This window comes from Nonomuraea sp. NPDC049714 (assembly GCF_044465295.1).
GTDB lineage: Bacteria > Actinomycetota > Actinomycetes > Streptosporangiales > Streptosporangiaceae > Nonomuraea.
In genome coordinates, this window is record NZ_JBITLM010000006.1 from 197,437 (window position 1) to 212,398 (window position 14,962).

Sequence of the window (14,962 nt, forward strand, 5' to 3'; positions counted from 1 at the left end):
CCGCTGAAGCCGTACAAGCTAGACCTCTAGGGTTGACTCTGACACCGCGTGAGGCCGTACACCTGGAGGAGCGGGTGGCCGAGCCGTGGAGGGAGATCGCGCCGACCTGATGGAGCGTCATGGAGTGGGATGAGCACCGGCCCGAGCTGGTCGGATACTGCTATCGCATGCTCGGCTCCGCCTTCGAGGCCGAGGACGCGGTGCAGGAGACGCTGGTCAAGGCCTGGCGCAGCCGCGACCGCTATGACCCCGTACGCGGGTCCGCGCGGTCCTGGCTCTTCGGCATCGCCACCAACGTCTGCCTGGACCTGCTCCGCGGCGCCCGCCGCCGGGCCCGCGCCATGGACCTGAGCCCGGCCGCCGAGCCCGGCGCGCCCCTGGGGCAGCCGGTGGAAGTCAGCGCCTGGGTCCACCCGCTGCCGGACCATCTGCTGGACCCGGCCGAGCTGGCGGTGTCGAGGGAGAGCGTACGGCTCGCGTTCGTGGCGGCACTGCAGCACCTGCCACCGCGCCAGCGGGCGGTGCTGATCCTGCGCGACGTGCTGACCTGGTCGGCGGCCGAGGTGGCGGCGCTCCTGGACACCAGCGTGGCGGCCGTCAACAGCGCCCTGCAACGAGCCAGAACCACCCTGCCCACCATTACCACGGCCCCCGCCCCCGTCGCTGACGTCGATGAGGAACTGCTGGCCCGCTACGTGGACGCGTTCGAACGGTTCGACGTGGCGGCGCTGGTGGCGTTGCTGCACGAGGACGCGACGATGTCGATGCCGCCGTTCACCTGGTGGCTGAGCGGGCGCGACAGCATCCGCCGCGTCCTGGCCGCCTCGGGGGCGCCGTGCGACGGCTCCCATCTCGTACGGACCGGCGACGCCAACGGCCTGCCCGCGTACGGCCAGTACCGGGACGGCGAGCCCTTCGCCCTGGTGCTCCTCGAAACCGGCGGCGGGTTCATCACCAGCGTGACCACCTACCTGGAGCCCCGTCTCTTCCCACTTTTCGGCCTACCGATGAGTTCCAGCGCCCCGCTCCGTACATAGGAATGAAAGGGAGGACAACATGCCACAGATCATCGAATTCCCGGAGCGGTACTACGTCGGGATCCGCGCGACCATCACCATGACGACCTTCGGCGTGGTCGCCGACCGGCTGGGTGAGATCTTCGCCTGGCTGGCCGAGCAGGGAGTCGCCCCGGACGGCGGGCCGTTCTTCCGCTTCCTGGTCATCGACATGGAAGGGGACCTGCTGGTCGAGGCGGGCGTCCCGGTCGCGGCCCCGATGGACGGCGAGGGTGACATCTTCGCCGGCGTCGTCCCGGCCGGCCGCTACGTCACCGAGACCCACGTCGGCCACCCGGACCAGCTCATCGGCGTCATCGACGCGGTGCGCGGGTGGGCGGCCGAGCAGGGGCTGGCGTTCGACATGACGACGGAGGCGGACGGCGAGCACTGGGGCAGCCGCCTGGAGATCTACAAGACCCACCCGGAGGAGCAGCCGGACATGAACAAGTGGGAGATCGAGATCCAGTTCCGCCTCGCCTAGCCCACCGGCCTTGGCGGTCTGAAACCTTGGTGGGACCAAGCTTCGCCAAAGTTGGACCCACCAACTTTGGTCCTGTCAATCCGCGATGGTCTCATCGGTGATACCAAGGTGTCCGTTGGTCTCACTGCCCGGTTTCGTGATACTCGCTCCGGGCTTTGGTCTCACAGATGAGACCAAAGCCCTAACGCCACGCGTCAAGCAGCTCTTCGGGGGTGACGTGCGTGACGCCCTGGACGGTGCATCCCGAGCGGGAGACGGCATAGAGCGGGGTGGAGGTGTCGGCTCCGGGCATCTTGGACCGGTGGACGATGAGCTCGCTCAGATCGTGCTGGTCGAACGGCCGGTTCTCCAGCCACTTGATCGACCCCAGCATGGTGATCTTCTTGGCGATCGGCTCCCGATCCGCGCCGACCAGGTCGATCTCGGGATCGTTCGACCTCGTCCAGTAACCACCGATGGCGCCCGTCCCCTCAGGCAGTTCGTCCATCCGTCTGAGTCCTTCCCGGATGAGCGGCTCGACGGCCATGCCACGCCACGAGGGCCAGTTCTGGCGGATTCTCTCCAGGACTTTGTCGCTACGGCCTCGCTCGATATCCGCCAACCGCGTGCTGATGAACGGGATCCAGAAGCGCAGGTGGGAGTCGCTGATGTGGTAACGCGTCTCCCTGGATGGGCGGGTGGACAGCGGGCGATCCACAGTGATCATGCGCTTCTCCAACAGGATCTGGAGGGCCCGGTTCATGGATGCGCGTGAGATGTCCTGGGCGGCGGTGGCGATTTTGGCGTGTGTGCGTTGTCCCGATCCGATGGTGCCGAGGACCTGCCGGGCCAGGGCCTCCGGGGGAAACTCGGGGCCGAGAGCGCGTTCGCCGCTGACGATCAGCGCCGACAGCGGATCCTCGATCGCCTTCTCCAGGTAGCCCCAAAGCGAACCGCCTTCAGGCCACTCCTCGCAGATCATGGGCAGGCCGCCGGAGACCAGATGGGCGTCGAACGCCTCCTCCGGAGGCAGGTTGAGCGCCTTGCCAACGTCATACGGTGTGAGCGGTTTGATCACGAAATCGGCGGCACGCTGATAGAAGGGCCGATCGTAGGTGTTGATCGCCTCCATCATGGACAGGTCCGAGCCGATGAGCAGCAACAGCACCGGCCGCCTGGAGAACTCCTTGTCGAAGAGCTTCTGCAGCACTCCCTCGAAGGACGGGTCGACCTTGATGAGATACGGGAGCTCGTCGATGACGACGATGCTGGGCGAGTCCTGCGGGAGAGCGCGAGCCAGCAGGGTGAGCGCGTCGTGCCATGATCTTGGCGGCTCGCCGTCGAACGCGGCGGCGCCGGGCAGGCATGACGCCCGCGCTTCATCGGTGAAGGTGTGGAGTTCGCTGCTCAGGGTCTGACCGGTCGCCGTGTAGTACATGTGCGGCAGCCCTGTCTGCCGGATGAACTCCTCCGCGAGCCGCGACTTTCCGACTCGGCGGCGACCCCGCATCAGCAGCGCCCGTCCTGGACGTCCGTCTCTGCCGGTCTTGTCCAGCGTGCGTCGCAGGACGGCCAACTCCCGTGCCCTGCCGATGAATGGCTCCATGGGACCTCTCAGATAGTCTCACGCATGAGACTATCTGAGAGGGATGGTGTCATGGGGTGAATCTAGCGGCCCTAACTCGGGCGATAGTCTCAAAGATGAGACTAAAGTCCTAACGCCAGGCGTCAAGCAGCTCTTCGGGGGTGATGTGCCTGACGCCCTGGACGGTGCATCCCGAGCGGGAAACGGCATAGAGCGGGGTAGAGGTATCGGCTCCGGGCATCTTGGACTGGTGCACGATGAGTTCGCGCATGTCATGGTCGTCGAATGGCCGCTTCTCCAGCCATTTGATCGACCCGAGCATGGTGATCTTCTTGGCGATCGGCTCCCGATCCGCGCCGACGAGGTCGATCTCGGGATCGTTCGACCTCGTCCAGTAACCACCGATCGCACCCGTCCCCTCGTGGAGGTCCATGCGGCGCAGCGACTCACGGATGGCGGGCTCCACCGCGGTCCCCCGCCACGCGGTCCAGGACCGTTTCAGCCGCCGCAGCGTCAGGTCTCCACGGCCGCGATCGAGCTCGGCCGTCCCCGGTTCGATGAAGGACAGCCAGAACCGCAGGTGGGTGTCCGCGATGTGATAGCGAGTCTCCTTGGAGGGCTTGGTAGACAGCGGTAGCTCGGCCGTGACCATGCGCTTGTCCAGGAGGATCTGCAGGGCACGCTTGATCGAGGTGGTCGGCATCCCGCCCGAGGCTCGTACGATCGACGAGAACGTGCGCTGCCCCGAACCGATGGCTTTCAGCAGGATCCGAGCCTGGGCCTCTGGCGGAAACTCCGCGGCCATGGCGCGCTCCCCGCTCACGATCAGCGCCGCCGTGGAGTCGAGGAGGGCGTCGTCGAGGTAGTCCCAGACGGTGGAGCCGACGGGCCACTCGTCGAGGATCATGGGCAGCCCGCCCGTGACGAGATAGGCGTCGAAGGCCTCCGGGGCCGGCAGGCTCAGTCGCGTGGCCACGTCGCCCGGGGTGAGAGGGTTGACCACCATCTCAGATGCCCGCATGTAGAAGGGCCGGTCGTACTGGTTGATCGCTTCCATGATCGACAGGTCGGAGCCGATCAGGATCAGCAGGACCGGTCGGCGGGAGAACTCCCGGTCGAAGAGGCGTTGCAGCCTACCTTCCAGGTAGGGATCCTGCGCGATCATGAAGGGCACTTCGTCGATGACGACGATGCTCGGCGAGTCCTGCGGGACGGCTTGGGCCAGCAGCCGTAGCGCAGTGTCCCATGAGTCCGTGGCCAGCTCGGAGAAGAGTGCCGCGCCGGGCAGGCCGGAGGCGGCGGCGTCCGCGATGAAGCGTTCGATCTGGTTGGTGAGTGGCACCTGGGCTGCGGTGTAGAAGAAGGACGGCACGTCCGACCTGGCGATGAACTCTTCGGCCAGCCGTGACTTACCTACCCGTCGGCGGCCGCGCAGCAGGATGGCCCGCCCCGGCCGGTCGCCGGTCTGCACCCTGGTGAAAAAGCGCCCGAGCGCCGCCAACTCTCGATCACGCCCGATGAACACGCCGCCTCCTTGATAGGACCAAATCTGGACTTACCAAACTTGGTAGGTCCAAATTTGGTAGGTCCAAACTTGGTCCTATTCTACGGCGGCCTGTGTCCTGGCGACTTCAACTCCTGACTTAAAGTCCGAGCACCGCGCTCAGATCGGCCCTCAGGGCGTCCAGCTCGCCGATCGCCTCGGCGCGGGCGTCGGCCACCTCGCCCGTCACCGGCACCACCACCTCCAGATAGCACTTGAGCTTCGGCTCCGTGCCCGACGGCCGGACCACCACGCGGGCGTCGCCCGCCAGCGTGAAGCGCAGCCCCTCGGTGGGCGGCAGGTCGCCGTCGTCCCTGCTCAGGTCGTCGACGCGGGTCACCGTACGGGTGCCGAGCGTGGTGGGTGGGGTGGCGCGCAGCCGGGACATCGCGTCGGCGATCAGCGACACGTCGTCCACGCGGGCCGAGAGCTGCGCGGTGGCGTGCAGGCCGTACCGTCTGGCCTGGTCGTCCAGGAGGTCGAGCAGCGTGCGGCCGGCCAGTTTGGCGGCGGCGGCGATGGCCGCCACGGTGAGCGCGGCCCCGATGCCGTCCTTGTCGCGGACCGGGAGGTAGGGCGCGGCGATCTCCGGGAAGGAGTCGCCGTCCTCGGGCGCCGGGTGTGTCGTGCCGACGCTGTAGCCGATTGCCTCTTCGTAGCCGAAGACCAGGCCGGGGCCCGCTTTGATGATCCATTTGAAGCCGGTGAGCGTCTCGCCGTAGCGGACGCCGTGCGCGCGGGCGATCTTGCCCAGCAGGGTCGAGGAGACGATCGTGGTGGCCACCATGCGGTCGCCCGACGTGTGCGTGATGACGTGCTCGGCCAGCAGGCCGCCGATCTCGTCGCCGGTGAGCATGCGGCAGGTGCCGTCACCGAGCGGGACGCCGACCGCGCACCGGTCGGCGTCGGGGTCGTTGGCCAGCACCAGGTCGGCCCCGGTCTTGGCGGCCAGCTCGATGGCCAGGTCCATCGCCCCTGGCTCCTCCGGGTTGGGGAAGGCCACCGTGGGGAAGTCCGGGTCGGGGTTGCGCTGCGCCTCGACGGCCATCGGGGTCTCGAAACCGGCGGCCAGGAAGGCGCCCGTCAGCGTGCCGGAGCCGACGCCGTGCAGCGGTGTGTAGGCGACCCGCAGCTCGCGCGCGTCGCCCAGGGGCAGCGCGATCACCGCGTCGATGTAGTCGTCGACGATGGAGTCGCCCAGCTCGGTGAGCGTGCCGGGGGAGCGCAGGGGGAGGCGGTCGACCGGGCCGACCGCGTCGATCGCGGTGGAGATCCGGCTGTCGATCGGCGGCACGATCTGGGAGCCGTCGCCCCAGTAGACCTTGTAGCCGTTGTCCCTGGGCGGGTTGTGGCTGGCGGTGACCGTCACGCCGGCGTCGGCCCCGAGGTGGCGCACCGCGAAGGCCAGCACGGGCGTGGGCAGCGGGCCGGGCAGCAGCGAGGCGTGCAGGCCCGCGCCGGTCAGCACGGCGGCCGTGTCCCGGGCGAACACGTCGGACTTGTGCCGCGCGTCGTAGCCGATCACGACGTGCTTGCCGGGGCCGAGCACCTCGGCCAGGCCGGCGGCGGCGCGCATCACGGTGACCCGGTTCATCCGGTTGGGGCCCGCGCCCAGCTCGCCGCGCAGCCCGGCGGTGCCGAACTCCAGCTTGGCGCCGAACCGCTCCCGCAACGCCTCGGTGTCGTCACGCTCCAGCAGGGCCGACAGCTCGGCCCGGGTGTCGGGGTCGGGGTCCTGGCTCAACCACGCGCGGGCCTGCTCGTGAAGGCTCACAGCCGATCGACCACCTTGGCGAGCAGCACGCCCATGCGGGTGGCGGTGGCGCGGCCGACCTCCAGGACCTCCTCGTGGTTGAGCGGCTCGCCGGACAGCCCGGCGGCCGGGTTGGTGACCAGGGAGACGCCGAGCACGTCCAGGCCGGCCTCGCGGGCGGCGATCGCCTCCAGCACGGTGGACATGCCGATCAGGTCGCCGCCGAGCGTGCGCAGCATGCGGATCTCGGCGGGCGTCTCGTAGGTGGGGCCGCGGAAGGCGACGTAGACGCCCTCGGTCAGACTCGGGTCGACCTCCCGCGCGAGCTCGCGCAGGCGCTTGGAGTAGACCTCGGTGAGGTCGATGAACGTGGTGCCGGTGATCGGGTTCGCGCCGGTCAGGTTGATGTGGTCACTGATCAGGACCGGATCGCCGACCTCCTGCGTCTCCGGCCGCAGCCCGCCCGCCGCGTTGGTCAGCACGACCGTACGGACACCCGCCGCGGCGGCGGTGCGCACGCCGTGCACGACCGAGTCGACGCCGCGGCCTTCGTACAGGTGGCTGCGCCCGAGCAGCACCAGCGCGTGGCGGCCCGCCGGAGTCCGGACGACGCGGATCTTGCCGCCGTGCCCGGCCACCGCCGGCGCCCGGAAGCCGGGCAGGTCGGTGAACGGGATCTCGGCCACCACCTGCCCGATCGCGTCCGCGGCCGGCACCCAGCCGGACCCCATCACGAGGGCCACGTCGAAGGTGTCGAGCCCGGCGGCGGCCTTCAGCGCCGCGGCCGCCTCGCCGGCAAGGGTGTACGGATCTATGCTCACGATCAGTAGTTTAGGAGCAGCCTGTCCAGCACCCGCACGCCGAATCGCAGGGCCTCCACCGGCACCCGCTCGTCCACCCCGTGGAACATCGAGGCGAAGTCCATGTCGGCGGGCAGCCGCAGCGGCACGAACCCGAACCCGCGCACCCCCAGGTCGGCGAAGAACGTCTTGTTGTCGGTCCCGCCCGACATGCAGTAGGGCACCGCCCGCGCCGTCGGGTCCTCGGCCTTGAGCGCCTCGATCATCGACTCGACCAGCGCCCCGTCGAACGAGGTCTCCAGCGCGATGTCGTGGTGCACGAACTCGCGGCGCACCTTGGGCCCGATCAGCGAATCGACCGTCTTGAAGAACTCCTCCTCGTGGCCCGGCAGGAAGCGGCCGTCGACGACGGCGGTGGCCTGGCCGGGGATGACGTTCGACTTGTAGCCCGCGCCGAGCTGGGTCGGGTTGGTGGTGTGGCTGAGCGTGGCGCCGACGAAACGGACCAGCGGCCCGATCCTGTCCAGGATGGGCGCGGGGTCGTTCTCGTCGAAGGGCAGCCCGAACGCGTCGGCGGTCTCGCTGAGGAAGCGGCGCACGGTCGGGGTGAGCGTGATGGGCCACTCGTGGGCGCCGATCCGGGCGACGGCCTTGGCCACCTCGGTGACGGCGTTGTCGGAGTTGAGCATGGAGCCGTGCCCGGCGGTGCCGTCGGCGACCAGCTTCATCCAGGCCAGGCCCTTCTGGGCCGTCTCGATCAGGTAGAGCCGCAGCGACGGGTCCACTTCCAGCGAGTAGCCGCCGACCTCGCTGATCGCCTCGGTGACGCCCTCGAACAGCTCGGGGTGGTTCCTGGACAGGTACTTGGCGCCGTGGACGCCGCCCGCCTCCTCGTCGGCGACCCAGGCGAAGACCAGGTCCCGGCGCGGCCTGCGGCCGTCCCGGGTGAGCTGGCGGACCAGCGCCAGCATCATGGCGTCCATGTCCTTCATGTCGACCGCGCCACGACCCCAGATGTAGCCGTCGCGCACCTCACCGGCGAACGGGTCGACGGTCCAGTCGGCGGCGTTGGCGGGGACCACGTCGAGGTGGCCGTGGACGAGCAGCGCGGGCAGCGACGGGTCGGTGCCCTCGATCCGGGTGATCACGTTGCCGCGGCCGGGCTCGCTCTCGATGTAGGTGGCGTCGATGCCGACCTCGGCCAGCCTGGCCATGACGACCTCGGCGGCGGCGCGCTCACCGGGGCCGCTGCCGTCCCCGTAGTTGCTGCTGTCGACCTTGATGAGCTCCACGCAGAGGTCGGCGACTTCGTTCTCGGCGGTAGGGGTCATGGTGTCTTCTCCAGGGTGAGCAGGCCGGACTTGTGTAGATAGCCGCGTTTGTAGGCGCGGGTGATGAGTGTGACATTGACGTCGGTGACCTCGTCGAGCAAGCCGACCACGCCCGAGAGGAAACGGTAGAGGTCCTCCTCATGGGCGGTGGCCACCTGGACGATCAGACCATGGGTACCCGTGGTGGCGGCGCAGTAGCGCACGTTCGGGTGCGCGGCCAGCCGCTGGCCGACCCGGTCCAGGCCGTTCGGGCGGACCTTGAGCCAGAGCTGTGCCTCCACCTCCAGACCGATCAGCGCCGGCTCGATCTCCGCCCGGAGCAGCAGCAGCCGCCGGTCGAGGAGTGAGGTGACCCGCCTGCGCGCGGTCGGCAGCGACAGCTCCAGCCGCTCGGCGATGGCGGTGAAGGCGATCCGCCCGTCGGCGGCCAGCAGCTCGGCGATCTCCTCCTCCAGCGGTGACAGCCCGTCCACGTCCGGCAGGGGACCGCCCGGCGGCGCCGGCCGCAACTCGGCCGCCTCCTGCTCGGTGAGGTACGGCGCGTGCCACTCCGCGACCGTCCTGAAGGTGTGCAGGACGACCTGGGTCTGCGTCTGCCCGACCCCGTCGATCCCGCTGATCTGCGTGGACAGGATGTCGTGCAGCCTGTCCCGGGAGGGGGAGACGAGCTCGCACCCGACGTCGGTGGCACCCGTCAGGGCGTAGACCGAGCGGGTGTCGCGCCGGTCGGCGAGGGCCCGGGCCACACTCGCGGCGGTGCCCGGGCGTACCCGCACATGCAGGTGGACAGGGCGGCCGTGTCCGGAGCGGAGGTCGTCGTGGATGGCGGTGACCCGCACGAAGCCGTCGGCGATCAGCCGCTGCAGGCGGCGCGCGACGGTGCGCTCGTGCTCGCCGACCGCGCGGCCGATCTCGCCCCACGACGCGCGGGGGCTGACCTGGAGGGCGGCGACCAGCCGCCGGTCGAGAACGTCCAAGAAGAGCCGCTTCCGTGTCGGGTTCGTCAAAATGTGGCTAGATATTTGACTGTTTTGGTCGCTGGGTTGCACAGTAGGCCATTACTGGACAGTTGAGCAAAGGAGCCCTTCGTGGTGACCTCTCCCCCCGATTCCTCCCCGATCGGCATCCCGAAAAGCCGTATGCGCCAGCTGTTCGCGGCCAGCATCGGCAACGTCGTGGAGTGGTACGACTGGTACGCGTACAGCTTCCTGGCCGTTTACTTCTCCGGGCAGGTGTTCGCGGAGACGGACAATCCGCTCGTCCCGGTGCTGAGCGCGTTCGCGGTCTTCGCGGTCGGTTTCTTCATGCGTCCGCTGGGCGGGCTCCTGGTCGGCGCGTTCGCCGACCGTTTCGGCCGCAAGGCCGCGATGACGTTCACGATCATGTTGATGGGCTTCGGCTCGTTGCTGCTGGCGGTGACGCCGACCTACGAGGCGGCGGGCGTGCTCGCGCCGATCATCCTGACGCTGGCCCGGCTGATCCAGGGGCTGTCGGTCGGCGGCGAGTTCGCGGCGGCGACCACGTTCCTGGTGGAGTCGGCGCCGCCCGGCCGCCGTGGCCTGTTCTCCAGCTTCCAGTACGTCAGCACCACGATCGGCCAGCTGCTGGCCTCCGGCCTGGCCGCGCTGCTCGCCGTCTCGCTCAGCGAAGCCGACATGACCTCCTACGGCTGGCGCATCGCCTTCGTCTTCGGCGCGGTGATCAGCCTGGTGGGCCTGTGGATCCGTAAGGGAGCCGAGGAGACCAGCACCGTCGCCGCCGACATCAGGGCGGGCCGGGCCGAGCGGCCGGGCCTGTTCGACTTCCTGCTCCACTACCCGACCAAGGCCGCGCTCATCGTCGGCATCACACTCGCGGGCACGGTCGCCTACTACACCTGGACGACGTTCCTGCCGACCTACGCCCAGCAGAACGTGAACTTCGACAAGGCCGACTCCCTCACCGTGAGCACCATCTCACTGGTCTTCTTCATGGTGCTGCAGCCGCTGCTCGGCATGCTGTCGGACCGGATCGGCCGCAAGCCCATGCTGATCACCTTCGGCCTCGGGTTCACGATCCTGCCGGTGCCGCTGCTGGGCATGCTGTCGAACTCGTTCTCCAGCCTTCTGATCATCCAGTGCGTCGGCATGGTCTTCCTCGGCTGCTTCACCTCGATCTCGGCGGCGGTCAACGCCGAGCTGTTCCCGACCCGGGTGCGGGCGGCCGGCGCGGGCTTCCCGTACTCACTGACCGTGGCGCTCTTCGGCGGCACGGCGCCGCTCATCGGCACGGCGCTCAAGGACGCGGACGCCTCGTGGATGTTCCCGTGGTACATGTCCGCGCTGGCGCTGATCTCCACGCTGGTGTACGTCTTCGCACTGAGGGAGACCAAGCACCTGCCGCTCAGCTGATCAGGAACCGAGCGACTTGCACGGGCGTCCCCGCAGCTCCTTGACGTAGTCGTCGGGGGCGCCCGCCCGCTCGGCGGCGTCGGCCAGGATGCCCAGATAGCGGGCCGAGGGCAGGCCGCCCTCGTAGCCGTCCAGCACGTAGAACCAGGCCAGGATCTCGCCGTCGAGGGTCTGCACCCGCAGCCGGACCTTGTGATAGAGACCGCGTGCCGCGCCTTCCCACTGGTCGAGCGAGGTCTCGTCGAACTCGGGCACGTCATAGAGGACGACGAAGACGTGCTCGTCGGGGTCCTCGACGATGGTGGCGATCGCGCCTTCCCAGCCGAAGATCTCCCCGCCGAAGGTCAGCCGCCAGCCAGGCAGCCATCCCACGTCGCGCACCGGGGAGTGCGGGGCGCGCATGGCCATCTGCTCCGGGTCCATGTTGCTGCCGTAGGCGGCGTAGACAGGCACAGCAGCCAAGACTAGCGCGCGAGGGCCGCCCTGTTCGTCAGCAGCTCAGAGGATGCGGGACAATGGGATACGTGACGAGGATTGTGATCATTGGTGGCGGACCAGGCGGCTACGAGTCGGCGCTCGTAGCGGCACAACTAGGCGCGCAGGTCACGATGGTCGAGCAGGACGGCCCAGGCGGCGCCTGCGTCCTGACCGACTGCGTGCCGTCCAAGACCCTGATCGCGACCTCGGTCCGCAAGCAGGCGCTCCTCGACGCGCCCACGCTGGGGGTGGCCTTCACCGGCGGACTCGATGGCGACGTCGGCGTGGCGCAGGTCGATCTGCCGCTGGTCAACAAGCGGGTCAAGGAGCTGGCGCAGGCGCAGTCGGCCGACATCGCCACCCGGGTCCAGGCCGAGGGCGTCGAGATCGTCAAGGCGCGCGGCCGGCTGGTCGACCCCCAGGTCGTCCGGGCCGGCGACCGTACGATCCGCGCCGACGTGGTGCTCGTGGCCACCGGCGCCACCCCGCGCATCCTGCCCGGCGCGGAGCCCGACGGCGAGCGCATCCTCAGCTGGCGCCAGCTTTATGATCTGGACGAGCTGCCTGAGCACCTGATCGTGATCGGGTCGGGCGTGACGGGCGCGGAGTTCGCGGGCGCCTACCGCTCGCTCGGCGCCGAGGTCACGCTCGTCTCCAGCCGCGACCGGATGATGCCCAACGAGGACGCCGACGGCGCCGAGGTGCTGGAAGAGGTCTACCGCCGCCGTGGCATGAACGTCATGGGCCGCTCGCGCGCCGCCTCCGTCAAGCGCACCGCCGACGGCGTCGTGGTGACGCTGGAGGACGGCCGCACGGCCGAGGGCTCCCACGCGCTGATGACGGTCGGCATGGTGCCCAACACCGGCGGCATCGGCCTGGAGGAGGCCGGGGTCCAGCTCGACCGCAACGGGTTCATCAAGGTCGACAAGGTCTCACGCACCTCCGCCCCCGGGGTCTACGCCGCCGGCGACTGCACCGGGGTGCTCATGCTCGCCTCGGTCGCCGCCATGCAGGGCCGCATCGCCGTCTGGCACGCGCTCGGCGAGGCGGTCCAGCCGCTGCGGCTGGCCACCGTGGCCTCCAACATCTTCACCGACCCGGAGATCGCCGCCGTCGGCGTCGCCCAGCGGGCCATCGAGGCGGGCGAGATCGAGGCGAACGTGGTCAAGCTGCCGCTCGCCACCAACGCGCGGGCCAAGATGTCGGGGTTCAACGACGGGTTCGTCAAGCTCTTCTGCCGGCCGCACACCGGGATCGTGCTCGGGGGTGTGGTGGTGGCGCCGCGTGCGTCGGAGCTGATCCTGGCCGTGTCGGTGGCGGTGCAGCAGCGGCTGACGGTGGGGCAGCTGGCTCATACCTTCGCGGTTTATCCGTCGCTGTCCGGGTCCATCACCGAGGCGGCCCGCCGGCTCATGCAACCGGAGGCTTCGGGGCTCTGAGATCTGGGCCTTCCTGCCTGGCCTTCGGCCGGGTGTGCGTCATCCGGACAGTTCGCGTTGCGCGCCAAGGCCTCAGACCTGCTCGTTGCTCCTTCGGAGCCCAATCTGCCTGTCACCGACGGCGGCGCTCACGGCCTCCTTCGCGAAAGCGACGGCCGCTTCGCCCGCCCCCTCCTTGCCCAGCATGGGGCCGCTCGTGTGCAAGCCGTCGATCAGCAGCATGATCTTGTCGGCCAGCGTTCGTGGATCCCGCGCTCCCGCCCGCTCGGCGAGGTCGCGCAGGAGGGCCCGCCTGGCGAGGTGGTAGTCCAGGATGACCTGGCGTGCCGGGTGACCGGCGTCGGGAAAGCTGGGCAGGCTGTTGCGAAGAGGGCAGCCGCGGAATCCGGGGGCGGCGGACCGCTCCGCCACCGCGCCCACGATCGCGATGAGCTGGCCCGCCGGATCTTCGCGCAACGGCCGGGTCACCTGCTTGATCAAGTCGACCCATTCCTGCCTGCAGCGGTCCAGATAGGCGACCACCAGGTCATCCTTGCTGCCGAACTCGCGATAGAGCACGTTCTTGCCGCAGCCGCACTCATCGATGATCTGCTGCAGCCCCACCCCGTCCGGGCCGTGCTCCTGGAATAGGCGGGACGCGACGCTCAGGATGCGGTCGCGGGTCCCCGGATCGGGCCTTCGTGCCATCTCTTCCTCCCCTGCCAGCATATCGGACCGATAGGTCCGGAATCTCCGAGGCGGCGGCCTTGACATCCCGTCTGCCTCCTCCAATCATAGGGACCGATCGGTCCGGGACCGATCGGTCCGCTTGGAGGCAACCCCTCGTCGTGCTGCCGGAGGTAGCCGGAGAACGCCACGTGATCTTGAAAGAAGGACATGAACACTCAGCAAGCAGCACTGAGCCCCGGCAGGGCGAACCTCGCCTTGGCCACGTTGTTCCTCGGCATGTTCGTGCTGGGCAGTGCCGAACTGCTCGTGGTCGGCGTGCTCAACCTGATCGCCCGCGACCTTCAGGCCTCCATCCCCGCGGCCGGCACACTGGTGACGGCCTACGCGGCGGGTCTGGCCCTCGGCGGTCCGATCCTCACCGCGCTGACCATCAAACTGAACAGGCGGTCTGTCCTGATCGGCGCGCTCCTTCTGTTCGCGCTGGCCAATCTGCTCTTGGTACTGATCACCGATTACGGCCTGTTCCTGGCCGCGCGGGTCGTCGCCGGAGCGCTGCAGGGCGTGTTCATCGGCGCTGCGTTCGCGGCCGGTATCGCGGTCGTCCCGCGGGAGCGCATGGGCCGGGCGATGGCAGTGGTCATCTCCGGCGTCGCGGTGTCGGCCGCGCTGGGCTCGCCGCTGGGCACGCTGGTCGGCCAGGTGCTGGGCTGGCGCGGCTCGTTCGCCGCGGTCGTCGGGCTCACCGTGCTCGCGCTGCTTGCCACGCTGATGCTGGTCCCGTCGGTGCCCGGCACCGGCGGCGGCGCCGCCGGCCAGGCCAAGCACGCCTTTGCTCCACGCGTGCTCGCCGTTCTGGGCCTGACCCTCCTCATATACGCCGCGCTGTACGCGGCCCTGACCTACCTCGTGCCGTTCCTCCAGGACGTCACCGGCGTCTCCGGCGCGCTGATCAGCGTGTTCCTCCTGGCCTACGGCGTGGCCACGGCGGCGGGTTCGTTCGGCGGCGGCCGGTTCGCCGACACCAACGCCGCGCGCACCCTCATCGTCGGGACCGCCGGCGTCGCGGTCTCCCTGCTGGCGCTCTACCTCATCGGCGCGAACGCGGTCCTCGCGGCGCTGGGGCTGCTGGCCTTGGGCCTGTTCGTCGGCGTCATGACGCCCTCGCTCCAGTACCGGGTGATGAGCCTGGCCGGGCCCGGCGGCGCGCTGGCGCAGTCGCTGCCCGCCTCCGCGGTCAACGTGGGCATCGCGTTCGGCTCGGCCGCCGGTGGCGTGGCGATCAGCAGCTCCACCGCCTCGTCCGCGGTGCTCACCGGCTTGATCATCGCTGTGATCGTCATTCCGGTCGCCTGGGCCACGAGCTTCCTGAAGCCCCCGGCGGTCCAGGGCGCGGCAGGACGGGCAGCCACCGCCGGGAGTTCGCCCCGGCCGGCCTCGAGGACCTGATGGCCCGGATC

Annotated in this window: 13 protein-coding genes; 5 read left to right on the forward strand and 8 right to left on the reverse strand. The window is 69.4% G+C overall.

Annotated features, from left to right (window positions below):
* Window positions 1-119 precede the first annotated feature (119 nt).
* The gene (locus ACIBQX_RS24490) at window positions 120-1,037 is read left to right on the forward strand and encodes a sigma-70 family RNA polymerase sigma factor (protein WP_397008203.1); all 918 of its coding nucleotides are present in this window, start codon (window positions 120-122) and stop codon (window positions 1,035-1,037) included.
* A gap of 19 nt (window positions 1,038-1,056) precedes the next feature.
* A complete protein-coding gene (locus ACIBQX_RS24495; RefSeq protein ID WP_397008205.1) occupies window positions 1,057-1,539 on the forward strand; it encodes a GyrI-like domain-containing protein in 483 nt (160 codons plus the stop codon).
* A 181-nt stretch (window positions 1,540-1,720) separates the two neighbouring features.
* Here ACIBQX_RS24495 and ACIBQX_RS24500 read toward each other — a convergent pair whose 3' ends face one another.
* From ACIBQX_RS24500 to ACIBQX_RS24525, 6 genes are all read right to left on the reverse strand, one after another.
* Complete coding sequence (locus ACIBQX_RS24500; RefSeq protein ID WP_397008207.1) at window positions 1,721-3,124, reverse strand: ATP-binding protein; 1,404 nt, start codon at window positions 3,122-3,124, stop codon at window positions 1,721-1,723.
* Between the two features lie 109 nt (window positions 3,125-3,233).
* On the reverse strand, window positions 3,234-4,628 hold the full coding sequence (locus ACIBQX_RS24505; RefSeq protein WP_397008209.1) for an ATP-binding protein: 1,395 nt from the start codon (window positions 4,626-4,628) through the stop codon (window positions 3,234-3,236).
* Between the two features lie 118 nt (window positions 4,629-4,746).
* On the reverse strand, window positions 4,747-6,420 hold the full coding sequence (locus ACIBQX_RS24510; protein ID WP_397008211.1) for a phospho-sugar mutase: 1,674 nt from the start codon (window positions 6,418-6,420) through the stop codon (window positions 4,747-4,749).
* The gene (locus tag ACIBQX_RS24515; RefSeq protein ID WP_397008213.1) at window positions 6,417-7,220 is read right to left on the reverse strand and encodes a purine-nucleoside phosphorylase; all 804 of its coding nucleotides are present in this window, start codon (window positions 7,218-7,220) and stop codon (window positions 6,417-6,419) included. The genes ACIBQX_RS24510 and ACIBQX_RS24515 overlap by 4 nt, the downstream gene beginning before the upstream one ends.
* 2 nt (window positions 7,221-7,222) lie before the next feature.
* Window positions 7,223-8,530 (reverse strand): M20/M25/M40 family metallo-hydrolase, encoded by a 1,308-nt coding sequence (locus ACIBQX_RS24520; RefSeq protein WP_397008215.1) that lies wholly within the window; start codon window positions 8,528-8,530, stop codon window positions 7,223-7,225.
* Window positions 8,527-9,507 (reverse strand): Lrp/AsnC family transcriptional regulator, encoded by a 981-nt coding sequence (locus ACIBQX_RS24525; protein ID WP_397008217.1) that lies wholly within the window; start codon window positions 9,505-9,507, stop codon window positions 8,527-8,529. Before ACIBQX_RS24525 ends, ACIBQX_RS24520 begins: the two co-directional genes overlap by 4 nt.
* 111 nt (window positions 9,508-9,618) lie before the next feature.
* Here ACIBQX_RS24525 and ACIBQX_RS24530 point away from each other — a divergent pair, with 111 nt between their 5' ends.
* Window positions 9,619-10,920: an MFS transporter gene (locus tag ACIBQX_RS24530; protein WP_397008219.1), complete on the forward strand. Its 1,302-nt coding sequence runs from the start codon at window positions 9,619-9,621 to the stop codon at window positions 10,918-10,920.
* Here the strand turns inward: ACIBQX_RS24530 and ACIBQX_RS24535 are convergent, their stop codons facing one another.
* Window positions 10,921-11,373, reverse strand: a complete 453-nt coding sequence (locus ACIBQX_RS24535; protein WP_397008221.1) for a gamma-glutamylcyclotransferase — start codon at window positions 11,371-11,373, stop codon at window positions 10,921-10,923.
* Window positions 11,374-11,444: 71 nt separating this feature from the next.
* Here ACIBQX_RS24535 and ACIBQX_RS24540 point away from each other — a divergent pair, with 71 nt between their 5' ends.
* The gene (locus ACIBQX_RS24540; RefSeq protein ID WP_397008223.1) at window positions 11,445-12,836 is read left to right on the forward strand and encodes an NAD(P)H-quinone dehydrogenase; all 1,392 of its coding nucleotides are present in this window, start codon (window positions 11,445-11,447) and stop codon (window positions 12,834-12,836) included.
* Window positions 12,837-12,908: 72 nt separating this feature from the next.
* Here the strand turns inward: ACIBQX_RS24540 and ACIBQX_RS24545 are convergent, their stop codons facing one another.
* On the reverse strand, window positions 12,909-13,523 hold the full coding sequence (locus ACIBQX_RS24545) for a TetR/AcrR family transcriptional regulator (RefSeq protein ID WP_397008225.1): 615 nt from the start codon (window positions 13,521-13,523) through the stop codon (window positions 12,909-12,911).
* Window positions 13,524-13,712: 189 nt separating this feature from the next.
* On the opposite strand from ACIBQX_RS24545, the gene ACIBQX_RS24550 reads away from it, so the two are divergent.
* The gene (locus ACIBQX_RS24550; protein ID WP_397008227.1) at window positions 13,713-14,951 is read left to right on the forward strand and encodes an MFS transporter; all 1,239 of its coding nucleotides are present in this window, start codon (window positions 13,713-13,715) and stop codon (window positions 14,949-14,951) included.
* Window positions 14,952-14,962 lie beyond the last annotated feature (11 nt).

What these genes read in the sequence shown, in the direction of transcription:
- ACIBQX_RS24490 (WP_397008203.1), top strand. Translation starts at nt 120, where the DNA reads ATGGAGTGGGATGAGCACCGGCCCGAGCTGGTCGGATACTGCTATCGC.
- ACIBQX_RS24495 (WP_397008205.1), top strand. Translation starts at nt 1,057, where the DNA reads ATGCCACAGATCATCGAATTCCCGGAGCGGTACTACGTCGGGATCCGC.
- ACIBQX_RS24500 (WP_397008207.1), bottom strand. Translation starts at nt 3,124, where the DNA reads ATGGAGCCATTCATCGGCAGGGCACGGGAGTTGGCCGTCCTGCGACGC.
- ACIBQX_RS24520 (WP_397008215.1), bottom strand. Translation starts at nt 8,530, where the DNA reads ATGACCCCTACCGCCGAGAACGAAGTCGCCGACCTCTGCGTGGAGCTC.
- ACIBQX_RS24545 (WP_397008225.1), bottom strand. Translation starts at nt 13,523, where the DNA reads ATGGCACGAAGGCCCGATCCGGGGACCCGCGACCGCATCCTGAGCGTC.
- ACIBQX_RS24550 (WP_397008227.1), top strand. Translation starts at nt 13,713, where the DNA reads ATGAACACTCAGCAAGCAGCACTGAGCCCCGGCAGGGCGAACCTCGCC.